This window comes from Pseudomonas sp. EA_105y_Pfl2_R69, assembly GCF_963970915.1.
Classification (GTDB): Bacteria; Pseudomonadota; Gammaproteobacteria; order Pseudomonadales; family Pseudomonadaceae; genus Aquipseudomonas.
This window is the reverse complement of the sequence record NZ_CAXAOO010000001.1, coordinates 98,369-117,169: the sequence shown is the minus strand read 5'-3', so window position 1 is coordinate 117,169 and position 18,801 is coordinate 98,369. Positions and strand designations below refer to the sequence as shown.

16 protein-coding genes are annotated in these 18,801 nt (G+C 62.8%); 5 read left to right on the top strand and 11 right to left on the bottom strand.

The genetic code is table 11. The features are described 5' to 3' along the window. Positions 1-250: 250 nt before the first annotated feature. Entirely contained in the window at positions 251-1,393 is a 1,143-nt protein-coding gene (locus AACY13_RS00450) for a BCCT family transporter (protein WP_339458307.1), read from the top strand. A 36-nt stretch (positions 1,394-1,429) separates the two neighbouring features. Here the strand turns inward: AACY13_RS00450 and AACY13_RS00445 are convergent, their stop codons facing one another. The 4 genes from AACY13_RS00445 to doeA form a co-directional block, all read right to left on the bottom strand. After that, the gene (locus AACY13_RS00445; protein WP_339458305.1) at positions 1,430-1,909 is read right to left on the bottom strand and encodes an Lrp/AsnC family transcriptional regulator; all 480 of its coding nucleotides are present in this window, start codon (positions 1,907-1,909) and stop codon (positions 1,430-1,432) included. An 87-nt stretch (positions 1,910-1,996) separates the two neighbouring features. Next, positions 1,997-3,034 carry a TRAP transporter substrate-binding protein gene (locus tag AACY13_RS00440; protein WP_339458303.1) on the bottom strand — a complete coding sequence of 346 codons (1,038 nt, stop codon included), beginning with the start codon at positions 3,032-3,034 and terminating at the stop codon, positions 1,997-1,999. 56 nt (positions 3,035-3,090) lie between these two features. Beyond that, entirely contained in the window at positions 3,091-4,149 is a 1,059-nt protein-coding gene (doeB, locus tag AACY13_RS00435; RefSeq protein WP_339458301.1) for a N(2)-acetyl-L-2,4-diaminobutanoate deacetylase DoeB, read from the bottom strand. Positions 4,150-4,165: 16 nt separating this feature from the next. Continuing rightward, positions 4,166-5,353, bottom strand: coding sequence for an ectoine hydrolase DoeA (gene doeA, locus AACY13_RS00430; RefSeq protein ID WP_339458299.1), 1,188 nt, complete (start codon positions 5,351-5,353; stop codon positions 4,166-4,168). A 228-nt stretch (positions 5,354-5,581) separates the two neighbouring features. Between doeA and ehuR the strand changes: the two genes are divergently transcribed. The 3 genes from ehuR to AACY13_RS00415 all read left to right on the top strand — a co-directional run bounded on the left by ehuR (position 5,582) and on the right by AACY13_RS00415 (position 8,961). Then, on the top strand, positions 5,582-6,982 hold the full coding sequence (gene ehuR, locus AACY13_RS00425) for a MocR-like ectoine utilization transcription factor EhuR (RefSeq protein ID WP_339458297.1): 1,401 nt from the start codon (positions 5,582-5,584) through the stop codon (positions 6,980-6,982). Positions 6,983-7,128: 146 nt separating this feature from the next. Continuing rightward, the gene (locus AACY13_RS00420) at positions 7,129-7,665 is read left to right on the top strand and encodes a TRAP transporter small permease (RefSeq protein ID WP_339458295.1); all 537 of its coding nucleotides are present in this window, start codon (positions 7,129-7,131) and stop codon (positions 7,663-7,665) included. Between the two features lie 18 nt (positions 7,666-7,683). After that, positions 7,684-8,961 carry a TRAP transporter large permease gene (locus AACY13_RS00415; RefSeq protein ID WP_339458294.1) on the top strand — a complete coding sequence of 426 codons (1,278 nt, stop codon included), beginning with the start codon at positions 7,684-7,686 and terminating at the stop codon, positions 8,959-8,961. A gap of 93 nt (positions 8,962-9,054) precedes the next feature. On the opposite strand, the gene AACY13_RS00410 is transcribed toward AACY13_RS00415, so the two are convergent. From AACY13_RS00410 to AACY13_RS00380, 7 genes are all read right to left on the bottom strand, one after another. Continuing rightward, positions 9,055-9,951 carry a peptidoglycan DD-metalloendopeptidase family protein gene (locus tag AACY13_RS00410; RefSeq protein WP_339458293.1) on the bottom strand — a complete coding sequence of 299 codons (897 nt, stop codon included), beginning with the start codon at positions 9,949-9,951 and terminating at the stop codon, positions 9,055-9,057. 137 nt (positions 9,952-10,088) lie between these two features. Continuing rightward, complete coding sequence (locus tag AACY13_RS00405) at positions 10,089-10,994, bottom strand: response regulator (RefSeq protein WP_339458291.1); 906 nt, start codon at positions 10,992-10,994, stop codon at positions 10,089-10,091. A 100-nt stretch (positions 10,995-11,094) separates the two neighbouring features. Further along, positions 11,095-11,835: a phosphate signaling complex protein PhoU gene (gene phoU, locus AACY13_RS00400; protein WP_339458289.1), complete on the bottom strand. Its 741-nt coding sequence runs from the start codon at positions 11,833-11,835 to the stop codon at positions 11,095-11,097. An 88-nt stretch (positions 11,836-11,923) separates the two neighbouring features. After that, entirely contained in the window at positions 11,924-12,757 is an 834-nt protein-coding gene (gene pstB / locus AACY13_RS00395; RefSeq protein WP_339458287.1) for a phosphate ABC transporter ATP-binding protein PstB, read from the bottom strand. Positions 12,758-12,885: 128 nt separating this feature from the next. Next, positions 12,886-14,562 (bottom strand): phosphate ABC transporter permease PstA, encoded by a 1,677-nt coding sequence (gene pstA / locus AACY13_RS00390; protein ID WP_339458285.1) that lies wholly within the window; start codon positions 14,560-14,562, stop codon positions 12,886-12,888. 15 nt (positions 14,563-14,577) lie between these two features. Further along, a complete protein-coding gene (locus AACY13_RS00385) occupies positions 14,578-16,863 on the bottom strand; it encodes a phosphate ABC transporter permease (RefSeq protein WP_339458283.1) in 2,286 nt (761 codons plus the stop codon). Between the two features lie 179 nt (positions 16,864-17,042). Then, positions 17,043-18,014, bottom strand: a complete 972-nt coding sequence (locus tag AACY13_RS00380; RefSeq protein ID WP_339458282.1) for a PstS family phosphate ABC transporter substrate-binding protein — start codon at positions 18,012-18,014, stop codon at positions 17,043-17,045. 286 nt (positions 18,015-18,300) lie between these two features. Between AACY13_RS00380 and AACY13_RS00375 the strand changes: the two genes are divergently transcribed. Next, complete coding sequence (locus AACY13_RS00375; RefSeq protein WP_160342913.1) at positions 18,301-18,702, top strand: acyl-CoA thioesterase; 402 nt, start codon at positions 18,301-18,303, stop codon at positions 18,700-18,702. Positions 18,703-18,801: the final 99 nt, after the last annotated feature.

Sequence of the window (18,801 nt, the reverse complement as noted above, 5' to 3'; positions counted from 1 at the left end):
GGCGGAGGTGGCCGGATCAGGGTGCCGCCTGGCTGGTACGCCCGCCGCTGGCTCGGGCGGCGGGCCGGGATCGGGACTTCCGACGACGCCCTCGGGCATGCAGCGCTCGTTTTGACGGGTCAGGATGATGGTGCCTTCGGCCATGCCAGACGCGGCCGACCACGAGACGTCACTCCAACAAAAACATCACCGTCGGGCCGGGCGATGGGCTGCACGCAGCCTGCTCAGACTCGCGGCACATGAGGACTCTATGAATCTGATTTTATCGGGGGCGATCATCGCCTTGCTGGCGGCCACCCTGCTGGTTCTCATCCGCTGGGGCAACCTGCGTTGCACGGGCCCGGAGCCGGTGGGTCTGTTCACCTTCCTCGCCATCCTGTTCACCTCTGGCCTGGACATGGGCCTGATCATCTTCCCACTGACCGAGTTCCCCACCTACGCCGAGGAAGCCCAGTACCAGTTCTCCAACCCCCTGGCGGTGGAGTTCGGTTTCTGGGGTTTCCTGATCTGGACCTTCTACTTCATCACCACCTTCTACTTCTGCGTGGTCGAACCACGGGTCAAGCTGTTCGAGTTGCGGCCGGTGAAACTGATCAACAACCTGGTGATCGTCTCCACCTGCGCCTTCACCGCCTACCTGTTTCTGGTCAACATCGCCTGGTACGCGCCTGAACTCGGCGACGGTCTGGCTTACCTGGTGGTGGTGGGCATCGTCCTCGCCGCGGTCTATTCCAGCACCGACATCCGCTACCTGAAGATTCTCAGCGTCGGCTCGACCTGGCTGTTCTTCGCCCTGATTCTCGGCATGTGGTGGGCGGCGGATCTTGGCCTGGGCTACTTCGCCGGTGCCGCGGCGAAGATCGGCAGCGGCTACTTCGGTCAGTTGCCCGGTTTTATCCTGCCTCTGGGCGACTACCACGCCTTCTACCTGTTCTGGTGGTTCGCCTGGAGCGTGATGATCGGCCAGTTCGTTTCGCGCTTCGTCGGCGGCCTGCGCACCTGGCAGCTGCTGCTCGCCCTGCTGGTGATCCCGTCGATTCCCCTGGCGATCTGGTTTGCCGTGCTCTACGGCTACTTCGACCTGGGCCTCGAGGTCAGTCAGTTCTGGAAGCTGGCCATGCTCGGCGTCGGGGTGATCTTCGTGATCAACTCGGTCGACTCCCTGGTGCGCCTGTACACCGACAACCTCGGCATCACCGTGGCGAAACTCGGCCGGACGCGCTTCATCGCCTTGAACGTCGGCCTGCTCACCAGCCTAGTGCTGCTGTTCAAGCTCACCCCCTTCGAGATCCAGTGGGTGGGCCTGGTGGTGATCGGCCTCTATGCCGTGACCCTGGCGCTGCTCATGGCGCGCCATCGCTCGGCCCTGCAGACCATCGGCACCCACCGCTAAGCGCAGCGGGCCGCTGGCCGGCCCGCCTTGCCATGCCTAGTCCGTGTCGCCGGCGTCCAGCTCCAGCGGCGGTTCGACGTGCTTGATGATCTTGGTGACGATGTAGGTGAAGTAGCGCTCGATGCCCAGGTCGGCCATCAGCCAGCGATCGATCAGGCGCTGGTACTGATCGATGTCCAGGGCCATGACCTTGACGAAGTAGTCGACACCGCCGCCGGTGGCATAACACTCGGTGACTTCGGGGCACTCGAGCATGGCCTTCTCGAAACGCTGGAAGGCTTCGCGGTTGTGTTGCTTGAGGCTGACTTCGACCATCACCGCGGCGCGCTTGAGCAGCACCTCGGTGTTTAACTGGGCACCGTAGCCGCGAATGATGCCGGCCTCCTCCAGGCGCTTGACCCTCTCCCAGCACGGGCTGATCGACAGGTTGATGGCCTCGGCCAAACTCGATTTGGTGATGCGTCCATTGCGCTGGAGGATGCGCAGAATTTTCAGGTCATAACTGTCCAGACGCATAAGTACCGCTCCGGCGCAGGTCGAACCCGCGCACCAGATGTGACAAAGCCGGCAGGCCCTCCTGCCGGCTCATGCTGGGGGTGCCGCTTAGTATTTCTTTTCCAGCTCGGCGATCTCGGCTTCGAGGGAGTCCAGCGCGGCACCCGCCTCCGGACCGGCCAGCTCCACCAGCTTGTCACGCAGTGGCTCGCTGGCCTTGCGGAAAGCCGTCTGCTCTTCCTCGGTCAGGTGCACGATCTTGATGCCCGGCTTGGCTTTCTGGATCTTCTCCAGACGCTCCTGGTTGTATTGGGCCTGGGTCTCGAAGATGTAGGGTGCCAGTTCATCCACGGTCTCGTCGATGATCTTGCGCTTCTCGGCCGGCAGGCCCTGGTACCAGGACTCGCTGGACAGCACCGTGACGGTGAACTGCTGATGGCCCGACCAGGTCAGCACATCGGTGACCTCGTAGAACTTCATCTCCTCGATGGCGAAGATCGGATTCTCCTGACCGTCGATCATCTTCAGTTGCAGGGCACCATACACCTCCGAATACGGCAGCGGAGTGGGCACCGCGCCGAACGACTTGTAGGTCTCCACCAACATCGGCGAGGCCATCACGCGCATCTTCACGTTGTCGAAGTCGGCGGGTTTGCGCACCACCTTGTTGGTGGTCCAGACCATCTCGCCTTCCGGGTACATGCTCAGCAGGCGCAGGTTGCGGGTCTTCAGCTTGTCGGCCATGGTCCCGTAGATGGTCGGGCTCTCGGTCAGCAGTTCGAGGTTGACCTTGTTGTTCTGCGACAGCAGGTAGGGCATGGAGAATACCTGCATACCCGGGGCGGTGGAGCCGAGAATACCGGTGGAACCGTGGGTGAACTGCAGTACGCCATTGGCCACCAGTTCGGTCAGGTCTTCCGACTCGCCCAGGGCTCCGTAGGGATAGACGGTGACGGTGATGTCGCCGCCGCTTTTCTCTTCCACCAGCTGCTTGAACTTCTGCGCGTAGGCGTCCTGCACGCTGCCGCTGATTTCCTCCAGGGCGAACTTCCACTCTTCCGCCGCTGCCAGACTCGCCTGGCCGGCAAGGCCCAGACCCATTGCTGCGACCAGGGCCGCTTTCTTCAGGTTGCTTAGTGTGCTCATGGTGAGGTCTCCGCTTCTTGTTATGTAGATGAGAGTGCGACTGAACCTGCCTGTCTTCAGCCTTCGACGATGTCGGCAATCACCGCCAGGGTGTCGCCGATGTCCACCAGCGCAGGAAAGCGCCGGGCGACCAGCAGGCCGTCCCGTTCGGCGCGGTACTCCACCGCCGGTGTACCGGTACGCTCGAAGGCATGTACCTGGGCTACCAGGTCGCCTCGTCGCACCCGATCACCCAGACTGCGGGTGAGTTCGAGGATGCCGCGATGCAGGCTCTGTACGTAGCAGCTGGCATCGGGCATATCCAACTGCAGCGGCATCTCGTCCGCCAACTGCGGTTCGCCCTCGAGAATCCCGGCGAACTTGAGGAAGTTGCGCACGCCGCGATCGGCCAGGGCCATGGTCTGCGGCGTGCTGGTGCCACCGCCGCGCAATTCGGTGGTGACGAACACCTTGCCCTGGGCCTCCACGGCGGTGTCGTACAGCGAGGCGGCGTCCAGCTCGAAGAGGATCATGCTGGCGGGGGCACCGAACAACCGCGCGCCCTCGATGCACTTGGCCTCCTGGTGTGGATCGGGCAGCCGATGGGCCGCGGCAAATGGCAGGATGTCCAGAGTCTTGCCACCGCTGTGGATATCCAGGGCGTAGTCGCACAGCGGCACCAGGTAGCGCTGAAAGTAGTCGGCGATGCGCTCGGTCATGCTGCCCGCGGGGTTGCCGGGGAACGAACGGTTCATGTTGCCCTTGTCGATGGGCGAGGTGCGACTGCCGTTCTGCACCGCCGGGTAGTTCATCGCCGGCACTATGATCACCCGGCCCTGGACGTCCTCGGCACGCAGTTCGGCGGCCAGCTTGAGCAAGGCGGTGATGCCTTCGTACTCGTCGCCATGATTGCCGCCGGTGAGCAGCGCGGTGGGACCCACGCCGTTCTTCACCACCGTGATGGGAATCATGATGCAGCCCCAGGCCGACTGGTCGTGCGAGTACGGCAGCTTGAGGAAGCCGTGCTGCACGCCTTCACGGTCGAAATCGACCGTGGCGCTGAGGGTGGTCTCGCGAACCTCGGCACTGGTCGATTGACCGCCCGCCTGCAGTTCCGCTTCGGCTGAAATATTCATGCTGGAATCACCCATCTTAGGCTTTGACGAACAGTTGGCGCGGGTAGTCGCAAAGCGTCTGCATGCCGTCGTCGGTAATCAGGATGCTTTCGGTAGTCTCCAGCCCCCAGTCGTCCAACCACAGACCCGGCATGAAGTGAAAGGTCATGCCCGGCTGCAACACCGTGGTGTCGCTCTCACGCAAACTCATGGTGCGCTCGCCCCAATCCGGCGGATAGCTCAGACCAATCGGGTAGCCGCAACGGTTGTCGCCGCGGTCGTAGCCGTAACGGCGCAAGGTGCTGTTCAGTTCGCGGGCGATGTCGCCACAGGTGTTACCCGGCTTGGCCACCGCCAGACCGGCTTGCAGGCCGGCGTTGATCGCTTCCTCGGCCTTGCGGAACGCCGCCGACGGCTCGCCCAGATAAACCGTGCGCGACAGCGGGCAGTGGTAGCGCTTGTGGCAGCCGGCAATCTCGAAAAATGTGCCTTCGCCCTGCTTGAACGGCCGGTCGTCCCAGGTCAGGTGCGGTGCCGAGGCGTCCTTGCCCGAGGGCAGCATAGGCACGATGGCCGGGTAGTCGCCGAACTTGCCGTCGTGGCCGACACAGGCGACCCGGTAGATCTCGCCCACCAGCACGTTCTTCGGCAGGCCCGGCTCGATCATCTCGACGATGGCCCGGTGCATGTTCTCGACGATACGTGCAGCGACGCGCATGTATTCCACTTCCTGCGCCGACTTGATCGCCCGGCACCAATTGACCAGACCGGTGGCATCCACCAGTCGCGCCTGCGGCAGGCCACGCAGCAGCGCCTGGTGCGAGGTGGCGCTGTAGTAGTAGTTGTCCATCTCCACGCCGATGGTGCCACTGGTCCAGTCACGGGCCGGCAGGACTTCCTGGCACAGGTAATCGAGGGCATGGTGCGGCGGGTTCATCACGTAACGGTCGCTGTAGGAGGCAATATCGTCTTCCGGCAGGTAGACGGTGCGCCGCGCGCCGTTGGCGTCGATGCCGCGGCCGTACCACAGCGGATTTCCCTGCTGGCCAACCACCACACACTGCGGCGTGTAGAACGACCAGCCGTCATAGCCGGTGAGCCAGGCCATGTTGGATGGATCGTGAACGATCAGAGTGGTGATCCCCCGCTCAGCCATGGCGGCACGCACCTTGGCCAGACGTTGGGCATACTCTTCACGGCTGAAATTCAACGCAATTTCACTCATGACAGCATCTCGAAAATGAACGCCGCGGCGTTCAAGCCCATGACATCTCCAGAGACGAGACCCGGGAGACATATTCATCCGGCGGCTTGCCGGAGCACGCGGTCGAATCGGCCGCGGTTTTTAAAATTGTACTGGCATCTGCTAAAGTGACCGGTACAAATGCAGGTCAATGCCGCGCAACGCCAATATTATGACCAGCACAATCCTCGTCAAGGCTTTTATTGTACTATGACAATTGATCTGAAACCCTTTATACGCCCTGGCCAGCCCAAATACCTGGCCATCGGCAATGCCCTCAATGAGGCGATCAACAGCGGTGCCCTGCAGCCGGGCAGCAAGCTGCCCACCCACCGCGAGCTTGCAGAAACCCTGGGCGTCAGCGTGCAAACCGTGAGCAATGCCTACGCCTATGCGGAGAAGCAAGGCACCATCTATGCCCAGGTCGGCAGCGGCACTTTCGTGCGCAGTCAGCATGCCGGCCACGAGTCCGACTACCTGTCCACCGACGAGCATGAAGACCCCAGTCGCGGCATCGACCTGTCCACCGCTCACCCGGTGTGCACCCAGCGCCATGTCAAGCTGTACCGCGAGGGCCTGGCGCGCCTGGCGGTGGAAGGGCGTGAAGACTTCATCACCTCGTTCCACCCGACCCAGGGGCTGACCCAGCACCGCGAAGTGGTCTGCACCTGGATGGCCCAACAGAAGATGCCGGCCAACCCCGACCACATGCTGTTCTGCAACGGCACCGCCCACGCCTTGACCATCGCCATGGCCACCGTGCTCAAGCCAGGCGACACGGTGCTCTGCGAGCGAGAGACCTGCATGCTGTTGCTGGCCCTGGCGCAGACCCTGCACTTCAAGCTCAAGGGCCTGGACACCGACGATCAGGGACTGCTCCCCGAGGCGCTGGAAGCGGCCTGCCTGCAAGGCGGTGCCAAGGTGTTGTTCTGCACCCCGACCATGAACAACCCGACCAGCGATACCATGGGCATCGAGCGCCGCCAGGCGATCGCCGAGCTCGCTCGGCGCTACGACCTGACAGTGGTCGAAGACGACGTCTATGGTGCCCTGCAGCCGGATCGCGCACCGCCCTTGTCGGCCCTGATCCCGGAGCGCAGTTTCTACGCCACCAGCCTGACCAAAGTCACCCTGCCGGGCATGCGCGCCGGCTACCTGGTCACCCCGCCGCAGCTCGTACAACAAGCCATCGGCCGACTGCGCAGCACCACCTGGATGGCCACCCTGACGCCCTTCGAGATCGCCAGCTGGTGGATGCAGGATGGCACCCTGGATCGCATGATCGGCTTCCAACAACAGGAACTGGCGGCACGCCAGCTGCTGGCCCGCGAACTGCTGACCGCCTGCCCCTACAAAGCCCACCCCAATGGCATGCATATCTGGGCCGAGCTGCCGAACCACTGGCAGCCGGAGAAATTTGCCCGCCGGGCGCGTCAGGAAGGCGTAATGATCTTCCCCGCGGAGCCCTTCCTCGCCGGCGTCGATCGCGGCAACCAGCACGTGCGCATCAGCCTGGGGGCGGAGCAGAGCCGTTCACGCCTGCAGGCCGGGCTCAGCACCCTCAATGGACTGATCGGCGAGATACCACCACCCATGCATTTCGTATTCTGAAAGGAGAACAATCAATACATTCACGCCGCAATCAACCACATGTACTGATAAAACATTTAATTGACATGGTTTTTTGCCGGCGATATGGTCTAACCTCCACGACAATAAAAACGGTCTGTCGCCACGGCAACAGATAGGAGGTGGCAATGGCTTGGCTGCAAAAGCTCGACTGGCTGCTGGAAAAACTCGAGGCCTTTATTCTCGCCAGCTCCATCCTGCTGATCGCGTTGAACTCGGTGGCCAATGTGTTCGGCCGCTACCTGTTCAACCAGAGCCTGTACTTCTCCGAAGAGCTCAATCAGTTCCTCATCATCTTCGTCACCTTCGTCGGCTGCAGCTACGCCGCCCGCCAAAACCGGCACATCAGCATGAGTGCCTTCATCGAGCAGCTCACCGGCAGGCCCGCTGCCGCCGCCCTGCTGGTGATCAACCTGCTGACCGCCACACTGATGCTCTGGCTGGCCTGGACCGCTGTGAGCTACGTCGAGTCGGCAGCGCGAATCGGTCGGGCGTCGTCCGCGCTGCAGGTGCCGCTGCACTATATCTACCTGCTCATCCCCCTGGGCCTGGGCATGAGCGGCCTGCAGTTCATGCGTCATGCCTTTATCCAGCTGCTGGTGTTGCTCGGCTACCGCGAGGCACCATCGCGTCATACCGACACCCCTCTTCCGTCCCAAGACTGAGCCCGTACACGCATGGATATGACCACCGCACTTCTGTTGATCATGCTGGTGCTGCTGCTGGCCGGCTTCCCCATGATGACCACCCTGTTGACCGCGTCGGCCGCAGGCTTCGTGTTCTTCTTCAATATGGGGCCGGAATTCATCATCCAGCAGATGATCGCCGGCATTCGCCCGGCCGCACTGGTCGCGGTGCCGATGTTCATCCTCGCCGCCGACATCATCACCCGTGGTGCCACCGCCAATCGATTGCTGGACGTGGCGATGGCCTTTGTCGGCCATGTACGCGGCGGTATGGCGGTCACCACCGCCCTGAGCTGCGCGATGTTCGGTGCCTTGTCCGGGTCGACCCAGGCCACCGTGGTCGGCGTGGGTAGCATCATGCGCCCGAAGATGCTCCAGCAAGGCTACAAGGACAGCTTTGCCATGGCCCTGATCATCAACGCGTCGGATATCGCCCTGCTGATCCCGCCAAGCATCGGCATGATCATCTATGGCGTCGTCTCAGGCACTTCGGTAGCCGAGCTGTTTATCGCCGGGATTGGTCCAGGCCTGTTATTGATGCTGCTGCTGGCCGGCTACTGCTACATCTATGCGCGGATGACCGGCATCCCCCAGGGCGAGAAATTCAGCTGGAGCGAGCGCTTGCGCACCAGCCGCCGCGCGATACTGCCGCTGCTGCTGCCGGTGATGACCATCGGCGGGATCTACAGCGGGGTCTTCAGCCCGACGGAAGCGGCCGCGGTGTCGGTGCTCTATGCATTGATCCTGGAGGTGCTGATCTTCCGCCGGGTGAAGCTATCCGATCTGTCGTCCATCGCCCTGTCCACCGGACTGATTACCGCGGTGGTGTTCATCCTGGTGGGCGCGGGCTCGGCCTTCTCCTGGGTGATCTCTTTCGCCCAGATACCCCAGCAGATTCTCAGCAGCATCGGCCTAATGGATGCCGGGCCAACCGAGTTGCTGATCATCATCTCGATCGCCTTCTTCATCGGCTGCATGTTCGTCGACCCGATCGTGGTGATGCTGATCCTGGTGCCGATCTTCGCCCCCGCCGTTCGGCTGTCGGGGCTGGACCCGGTGCTGGTGGGAACCATCATCACCCTGCAGGCGGCCATCGGCTCGGCCACGCCACCTTTCGGCTGCGACATCTTCACCGCCATCGCGGTATTCCGCCGCCCCTACTTCGAAGTGGTGCGCGGCAGCCTGCCGTTCTTCGTCATCCTGCTGCTGATGTCGGTGCTGCTGATCATGTTCCCGCCGATCACCCTGTTTCTGCGCGATCTGGCGTTCCGCTAGGCTCGAACGGCGACCCGGCGGTTGCCGTGGCAAAGGCGTGCGTTTCAAGAAGCGGGTGGCCAATCGTCCAGAGACGCGCCACGCAGCGCGACCTTACTCGCCGCCCACGGCGAAGTTGGGCAGGCTGTTGACCGGCTGGGCGAAGTCGAAGGGGATGGACTCCAGCGCCAGGCCAACATTGCGCTGCACCACGAAATGCAGGTGCGGGCCGGTGCTGTTGCCGGTATTGCCCGAGCGGGCGATAAAGCTGCCGTTATTGACCCGCTGGCCTTCGCGCACACCGACCGAACCCTTCATCAGATGCAGATAGACGCCCATGGTGCCGTCGTCATGGAGGATGCGCACATAGTTGCCGGAGGGGTTGTTGCCGCGCCCGCTCTGCCGGTTCTCGGTCTTTACCACTATGCCGCCACGGGCCGCGACAATCGGCGTGCCTTCGGGCATGGCGATATCCATGGCATAGCGGCCCTTGGGCGTGAAGTGGCTGTACTTGCCGTTGGCCCCCTGGGTCAGGCGGAACGGACCGCCGCGCCAGGGCAGCGGGTAGCTCTTCTGCGTCGGCAGCAGGCGCGGATCGCCCAGTGCATAGCGCAGCTTGGGGGTGTAGCGCAGCGGCTTGCCGGCATCCTGCGCGGTCAGGGTCACCAGGCGGATATGGCTGCGCGGCGGCAGCACCCAGCTGATGGGCTTGCCAGGCGCCCCGACGACATTGCCGAGCTGCTCGAGGCGCAACTCGACCTGCACCGGGGCGTAGAGATCGTTGCGCACCAGCAGGGTTTCCCCGGCTTCGTGCTTCTTGGTTTCCAGCTTCACCTGGTTGTCCAGGCGCTCGACCATGCGGTCGCGGAACACGAACACCTGGGCACCGGGGGCGGCCTTGTCGGTGTAGGTCACCACGCCGTTGGCATCGGTGTACTTGTAGATGGTCAATGCGGCGGCCTGGCCGGCAAAGACCAACACGCCACAGAGTAGTATCAGACGCCCTAGCATAACGACCCGGTTCTTATGATTGGTTGGCCATGATCATTCAGATTAGCAGCGCTGGCCGTGCCATGCGAGGCGGCATCCGCCGGGCTGTGATACAGCTCGCGTAGACGGACCATGGGGAAAGCGCCGGCCGCGGGCACCTAGGCACCGGGGCTGAAGTGCTTCTGTGCGGTGCCGCGGGCGATCAGTCGGGAGATATAGTCGAGCTTCTGCGGGTCGCGGTCGACGAACCTGAAGGTCAGTTGCAGCCATTCGCTGTCGGGCTTGGGCTCGAAGGCCGCCACCGCATGCAGGTAGCCGTTGAGCCTTGCGGTTTCCGCCGCTTCGCCCTGTTCCAGATCGAGCACCGCGCTTTCCAGTACCTGCGGCAGCAGCTCGGTGCGCTTGACCACCAGCAGCGCTTCCTTGAGGCTCAGGGCCTTGATCACACAGGCCATATTGCCCCCGGGCAGACGCAACTGGCCCTGACCACGTCCACTGGCTGGCGCTGCCTTGGCGGCCGCGGGCTGAGCGGCGAAGGTGGCGGCCGTGGCCACAGGCGCGGACGCGGTAGCCGGTTTGAGCACTTCGGCCTTGCCGGCGGTCAGGGCGGACAGCGAGTCATTGGCATAGGCTCCGCTGCTGAGCAGCTTGGGTGGCGCGCTGGCCATCAGCGCCTGCAGCTTGCCGGCACGCTGCAGGGCCTTCTTGACCTTGGTCACCAGCTGCTCGTTGGAGAAGGGCTTGCCGATAAAGTCGGAAACCCCGGCCTGAATCGCCTGCACCACGTTGTCCTTGTCGCCACGGCTGGTGACCATGATAAAAGGCGTGGTTTTCAGGTTGTCCTGCTCGCGGCACCAGCTGAGCAGCTCCAGCCCGGACATTTCCGGCATTTCCCAATCGCAGAGGATCAGGTCGATGCTCTGCCGGCCGAGCAGTTGCTGGGCCTTGCGCCCGTTCACCGCTTCCGCGATCTGCACGCCGGGAAAGTGGTCGCGCAGCCCCTTTTTCACCAGATCGCGGATAAAGGTTGCGTCGTCCACCACCAGCACGCTGACTTTGCTCATCGGCCCCTCCTATTCAGATGGCCTTAAGCATAGTCGCGGCTAGTGGCCAAAGGCCAACCGAAATACGCCTTACCGGGTCGCGGACGGCGATTTAGCTGGGCTAGTTGCCCTTGTTGCCCTTGTTGGTACCCTGCACTTCTTCCTGCATGCGGGTCAGGCCCATGTGTTTCACATCGGTGCCGCGCACCAGGTAGATCACCAGCTCGGCGATGTTGCGCGCGTGGTCGCCGATACGCTCCAGCGAACGCAGGGCCCAGATGATGTTGAGCACGCGCGAGATCGAGCGCGGGTCTTCCATCATAAAGGTCACCAGCTCACGCAGCGCGGTCTTGTATTCGCGATCGACGGTCTTGTCGTACTGCGCCACCGACAGCGCCAGGTCGGCATCGAAGCGGGCGAAGGCATCCAGCGCCTCCTGCACCATCTTGCGCACCTGGTCGCCGATATGCCGCACCTCGACGTAGCCGCGCGGCGCTTCGCCTTCCTCGCACAGGAGGATGGCGCGCTTGGCGATCTTGGTCGCTTCGTCACCGATGCGCTCGAGGTCGATCACCGATTTGGAGATGCTGATGATCAACCGCAGGTCGGAGGCCGCCGGCTGACGCCGGGCGAGAATGCGCACGCATTCCTCGTCGATATTGCGCTCCATCTGGTTGATCTGGTCGTCGATCTCACGCACCTGCTGAGCCAGACCGGAGTCGGCGTCGATCAGCGCGGTGACCGCGTCGTTGACCTGCTTCTCGACCAGGCCGCCCATGGCCAGCAGGTGGCTGCGCACCTCCTCCAGCTCGACGTTGAATTGCTGGGAGATGTGCTGGGTAAGGTTGTCTTTGTTGATCATTCCAATTCGCTCCGCGAATGCTGCCGGCTTGGGTGGCTGTGGTGCGCACGGCGCACCCTACGAGTTATCAGGTGGATGGGCTCTGCCATCAGCCATAGCGACCGGTGATGTAATCCTCGGTCTGCTTCTTCGCCGGGTTGGTGAACAGCGTATCGGTATCACCGAACTCGATCAGTTTGCCCATATACATAAACGCCGTGTAGTCCGAGACCCGCGCCGCCTGCTGCATGTTGTGGGTAACGATAACGATGGTGTACTTGGATTTCAGTTCGTAGATCAGCTCTTCGACCTTCAGCGTGGAGATCGGGTCCAGCGCCGAGCAGGGTTCGTCGAGCAGCAGCACTTCCGGCTGCACCGCCACGGTACGGGCGATCACCAGACGCTGCTGCTGACCACCGGACAGGCCGAGGGCCGACTCGTGCAAACGGTCCTTGACCTCGTCCCACAGCGCCGCGCTTTTCAGTGCCCACTCCACGGCCTCATCGAGCACCCGCTTCTGGTTGATGCCCTGGATACGCAGGCCGTAGACCACGTTCTCGTAGATGCTCTTGGGGAACGGGTTGGGCTTCTGGAACACCATGCCGACGCGACGGCGCAACTCGGCCACGTCCTCGCCCTTGCGGTAGATATTGCGCCCGTCGAGGTTGATCTCGCCGTCCACGCGGCAGCCGTCGACCAGATCGTTCATCCGGTTGAAGGTGCGCAGCAGGGTCGACTTGCCGCAACCGCTTGGTCCGATAAAGGCGGTGACGCGCTGCCGCGGAATATTCAGCTGCACATCGAACAGGGCCTGCTTGTCGCCGTAGTACAGATTCAGGCCCGGCACCTGGATGGCCACGGTTTCCGCCGCCAGGTTGAGGCTCTGCTTGTCGCGGCCCAGGGCCGAGATATCGATACCGTGGGTATGTGCTTGGTTTTGCATGGGATGCTCCCTACGCTAGCAATTCGTTGACCACTCCCTCTCCCCTGCGGGGGAGAGGATCGGGGTTAGGGGCGGAGTTGATAACCCTCGCCCCGCCGCTTCCCTGCAAGGGAAGCGGCGTTAAAGCATCAATGATCCAGCGCCTTGTACTTCTCGCGCAGGTGGTTGCGAATCATCACCGCACTGAAGTTCAGCACTACGATCACCAGCACAAGCAGCAGCGCCGTGGCATATACCAGGGGCCGCGCGGCCTCGACGTTGGGGCTCTGGAAGCCGACGTCATAGATATGGAAGCCCAGGTGCATGATCTTCTGATCGAGGTGCAGGTACGGGTAGTTGCCGTCCAGGGGCAGCGAGGGTGCCAGCTTGACCACGCCCACCAGCATCAGCGGCGCGACTTCGCCGGCGGCACGGGCCACGGCGAGAATCAGGCCGGTCATCATCGCCGGGCTGGCCATCGGCAGCACCACACGCCACAGGGTCTCGATTTTTGTCGCACCGAGAGCCAGGGAACCTTCACGCACGGCCCGTGGAATCCGCGCCAGGCCTTCCTCGGTGGCGACGATCACCACCGGCAGAGTCAGAATCGCCAGGGTCAACGAGGCCCAGAGTAGGCCCGGAGTACCGAAGGTCGGTGCCGGTGCCGACTCGGGGAAGAACATGCGATCCAGCGAACCACCCAGCACGTAGACGAAGAAGCCCAGGCCAAACACGCCGTAAACGATCGCCGGCACACCTGCCAGGTTGTTCACCGCAATGCGGATCACCCGGGTCAGCGGACCCTGCTTGGCGTACTCGCGCAGGTAGATGGCCGCGACCACGCCGAACGGGGTGACGATCACCGCCATGATCAGGGTCATCATCACCGTGCCGAAGATCGCCGGGAAGATGCCGCCTTCGGTATTGGCCTCACGCGGGTCGTCGCTGACGAACTCCCACAACTTGGCGAAGTAGAAGCCGAGCTTGTCGATCGCGCCCATGGCGTTGGGCTGGAAGGCTCGCACCACCTTGCCCAGGCTCAGGGTCACCTCACGACCGTCGACTGTCTTGACCGTCACACTGTCGCGGTTGAACGCCTGATTGAGGGCGATCAGCTGGGTTTCCAGCACCTTGTACTCGGCATCCCACTGCGCGCGCTCGGCGTCCAGTTCGGCCTGGGCGACCTCGTCCAGCTTGCCTTGCAGTTCCAGTTTGCGGGTTTGCAGACGGATGCGCTCCAGCCCGGCGTTGATCCGGCCGATGTCTTTCTTCTCCAGGCGCACCAGCTGCTTGTGCAGCTGGTCGACGCGCTCGAGGCGCTCCTGCAGGGCCGGCCAACTGGCATCGCCCTCGGCCACCAGCTCGCCGGCTTCCTTGACGTTGACCAGATAGCCGTAGAAGTTGCCCCACTCGCGGCGCTCGAAAGCGGTGAGGTTTTCCGGGGTGCGCAGGTTGCTCAGCCATTCGCCGACCACCCAGGTGAAGTCCGCGCCGTAGACGTCGCGGTTACCCACCTTGAGCAGCTCGCGGGTCATGAACTCGCCACCCTCGGCGGTCACCGGCAGGCCGGAAGCCGCCAGACGGGCACGCGGTACTTCCTCGATCTGGGTGATCTCGCCGGCCATCACCCGGGCTTCCTGACCAGGCACCTGGTAGTCGGCTTCGACGATATCCGCCGGCCAGAAGTGGCCGAGGCCACGCACGGCGATCACCAGCATCAGACCCAGGGTCATGATTACCGCGATCGACACCGCGCCGGCGTTCATCCAGACCCAGGGCGTACCGCTCTTGAACCAGGTTTTCAGGTTGTTCTGTTTCACGGACATATACCTTCCCAGACCTTAGAGCGAGGCGTACTTGACGCGCAGACGCTGGCGCACCAGCTCCGCCAGGGTGTTCATGACAAAGGTGAAGCCGAGCAGCACCAGCGCCGAGAGGAACAGCACGCGGTAGTGGGTACCACCGACTTCCGACTCGGGCATTTCCACCGCGACGTTGGCCGCCAGGGTGCGCAGGCCTTCGAAGATGTTCATGTCCATGATCGCGGTGTTGCCGGTGGCCATCAGCACGATCATGGTCTCGCCGACGGCGCGGCCCATGCCGATCATCACCGCCGAGAAGATCCCCGGACTGGCAGTGAGGATCACCACCCGGGTCAGGGTCTGCCAGGGCGTCGCACCGAGGGCCAGGGAACCGAACGTCAGGCTCTTGGGCACGCTGAACACGGCGTCTTCGGCAATCGAGTAGATGGTCGGGATCACCGCGAAGCCCATGGCCAGGCCAACCACCAGGGCGTTGCGCTGGTCGAACGGAATGCCCAGGTCATTGCTCAGCCACAGGCGCATATTGCCGTCGAACAGCCAGTTCTCCAGGTGCCCGCTCATACCCAGCGAGGCATAGCCGACCAGCAGGATCACCGGCACCAGCAGCGCCGCTTCCCAGCCATCCGGCACGCTCAGGCGGATCGACTCCGGCAGGCGGCTCCACAGATAGCCGGCCAGCAGAATGCCGATGGGGGTGAACAGCAGCAGGCTGAAGATGCCCGGCAGATGGCCTTCCACATAGGGCGCGAGGAACAGGCCGGCGAAGAAGCCGAGAATCACCGTCGGCAGTGCCTCCATCAGCTCGATCACCGGCTTGATCTTGCGACGCAGCGCCGGGGCCATGAAATAGGCGGTGTAGAGCGCGGCGGCGATGGCCAGCGGGGCGGCCAGAAGCATGGCGTAGAACGCCGCCTTGAGGGTACCGAAGGCCAGTGGCGCGAGGCTCAGCTTGGGCTCGTTGTCGGTGCTGGCCGAGGTCGACTGCCAGACGTGGCCGGGCGCGTCGTAGTTTTCGTACCAGACCTTGCCCCACAACGAGCTCCAGGAAATCTCCGGGTGCGGGTTGTCGATCAGCAGGCGCTGCAACTGGCCGTCGCTCTCCACCAGCACGCGGTTGGCCCGCGGCGACAGGGCGGCCAGAGCCTGACCCTCGGCGACCGGCTCGACCAGCAGGGTGCGGTGCGCGGTGCTGTGGAAGATGCCCAGGTTACCCTTGGCGTCCAGGGCCAAGAATCCCTTGCGGCGCTCTTCCGGAAGAATCTGCACGATAGGGTTGCCGGCCAGCTTGAAACTGCGAATCGAGGTCAGCGATGCCTTGCCGTCTTCCTGACGCACCATAAACCACTGGGCGATACCACCGCTGCTGTCGCCGATCATCAGCGAGATGCCGCCGAGCAGCGAGGTGGCATTGGTGACGTCCAGCTTGGCATCGTTCAGTAGTTTGTAGCGGCCATTGAGGCTATTGCTGCGCATGTCGAAGACATCGGCGGTGGCGCGGCCGTTGATCACATACAACCACAGGTGGCGCGGGTCGATGATCAGCGCCTTGATCGGCTCGGCGATCTGCGGCAGGGTCACGCGCTCTTCGCTGAGGGTCACCTCACCGGTCATCAGATTCTCTTCGCGGCCCAGGCTCAGCACATGCAGCTCGGTGCCGGTGGAGCCCGCCAGCATCAGCGTGCCGCTGTTCAGACTGACACCCATGTGATCCAGCTCACGACCCAGGGCATCGAGCTCGATCGGCGCTTCGCCGAAGGGGTATTCGATGCTTGGCGTGATGGTTTGCACATCATTCGGGTAGCTGAGCTTATAGACATGCTGGAACACCAGCACCTTGCCGTTCGACAGGCCCAGGGCCACGCGGTTGCTGCCCGGCTGGTCCTGGCCGACCGAGGCAATCTGCACATCGGCTGGCAGCGGCAACTGCACGCTGCGCAGCGGCTGCATATTCTTCGCATCGAAGAATTGCACCTGACCATTCTGGTCCAGGCGCATGGCCATCTGGTTCTGTTCTTCCAGGGTCAGCAGCAGCGGCGCGGCGGCCTCATTCAGCCAGGCGACCTGCACCGGCTTGCGGCTGTCCAGGCTGGCACCCTGGAACATCGGCAGCACCACGTAGGCCAGGTAGAAGAAGATCAGGGTGATGGCACCCAGTACGGCCATGCCGCCAATGGACACCGCCCAGCGCGCCAGACGGTCCTTGAGTGCACGCATGCGCCGCTTGCGCTGCAGGGCCGGGGTGTTGAAGTCCAGCCCTAGGGATTTGGTTGGAGCGGTCATGGTTTCACTAGCCAAGTCATTCATAGTAAGAGCGTCTCTGCGCGGCCATGAGCGCGCCATAGTGAGTTCTGTCGCAGTACGAGGCGCTAACTCTAGCGAGCCTATATGACAGAAAAGTTACAGCGCTTTGACAAAGCAACGCCCACCTGTCGTAAACGAAGGTGGGCGTGCGACTTACGTAGGCGTCCTTGCCTGTACCCGGATTACTCCAGGCCCAGTTCCTTCAGGGTTTTCGCAGCCACTTTGCTCGGCAGCGGGATATAGCCGTCTTTCACTACTACTTCCTGGCCTTGCTTGGACAGCACCAGCTTGACGAACTCGGCGTCCAGCGGGCTCAGCGGCTTGTTCGGTGCCTTGTTGACGTAGACGTAGAAGAAACGCGCCAGGGGGAACTTGCCAGCCAGGGCGTTTTCTTCGTTGGCGTCAAAGGCTTCGCCGCCTTTCTTCGACAGCGGCACGGTCTTCACGCTGGACGTCTTGTAGCCGATGCCCGAGTAACCGATGGCGTTGATGGTGCTGGAGATCGATTGCACCACGGAAGCCGAACCCGGCTGCTCGTTGACGTTAGCCTTGTAGTCACCTTTGCACAGGGCTTCTTCCTTGAAGTAACCGTAAGTGCCGGATACCGAGTTGCGACCGAACAGCTGGATCGGCTTGGCCGCCCACTCACCGGTCATGCCAACATCGCCCCAGGTTTTGATATCGCTAGCGCCACCGCACAGGCGGGTGCTGGAGAAGATCGCGTCAACCTGAGCCATGTCCAGGCTCTTGATCGGGTTGTCCTTGTGTACGAATACCGCCAGGGCGTCGATGGCCACCGGCACGGCAGTCGGCTTGTAGCCGTACTTCTCTTCGAACGCCTGGATCTCGGCATCCTTCATCGGGCGGCTCATCGGCCCCATGCTGGCGGTGCCTTCAGTCAGAGCGGGCGGCGCAGTGGAAGAACCGGCGGCCTGGATCTGGATGTTGACGTTCGGGTATTCCTTCTTGAACTCTTCGGCCCACAGGGTCATCAGGTTGGCCAGGGAGTCGGAACCAACGCTGGACAGGTTGCCCGATACGCCGGAAGTCTTGGTGTAGCTCGGCAGAGCCGGATCGACAGCAGCAACCGCAGTGGCGGTGGCGACGCCAGCGGCGACAAAAGTCATGGCCGCCATCAAACGCTTAAGTTTCATGCCTTACTCCTAGCAGACTAGTGTTGGTTTGAACGGGGCCAAGTATGTTCAGGCCGTGTGACCACTCTATGTAAGCAATATGACAGTTAGATGAACGCCGAAAAGTTCCTGTTCGACAGCCACCCTCTGCCGTGGTCGCCCTGCGACCGCCGAGTCGCTATACTCGCAACACCCGCACTCCTGCGGGCCTGCAGGACGCAGAAGCGGTTGCCGCCGAGCCGGACTCGCCGCCACTTCACAGCCCTGCACCGCGCCAATAACAACAACCGCGCCGCGAGCCTATCCGATGCACGATTTCGAACAGGAAGACCCCATCCCGCAAGGCGATCTGGCATTGCAGATCACCGCATTACCGCGTGAAACCAATGGTTTCGGCGATATCTACGGCGGCTGGCTGGTTTCTCAAATGGATTTAGCCGGCACCGCCATGGCCAGCAAGGTGGCCGGTGGCCGCGTGGCCACGGTGGCGATCGACCGCATGGCCTTCCTGGTACCGGTGGCCGTGGGTGCGCAGCTATCCTTCTACACCCAGACCGTGGAAGTGGGGCGTAGCTCGATCCAGATGCTGGTCGAGGTGTGGAGCGACGATCCGCTGTCCAGCGAATGGCGCAAGGTCACCGAAGCGGTGTTCGTCTTCGTCGCCATCGACGGTAGCGGCCGCACTCGCCCGGTGCCGGCACGCCGCTAGGCACCCATCCTGCAGGCTGCAAAAAAATGCCGATCACCTGGCAGGTGATCGGCATTTTTTGTGGCCATCCGCAGGCTGTACTGGGTTCAAATGCCCAAC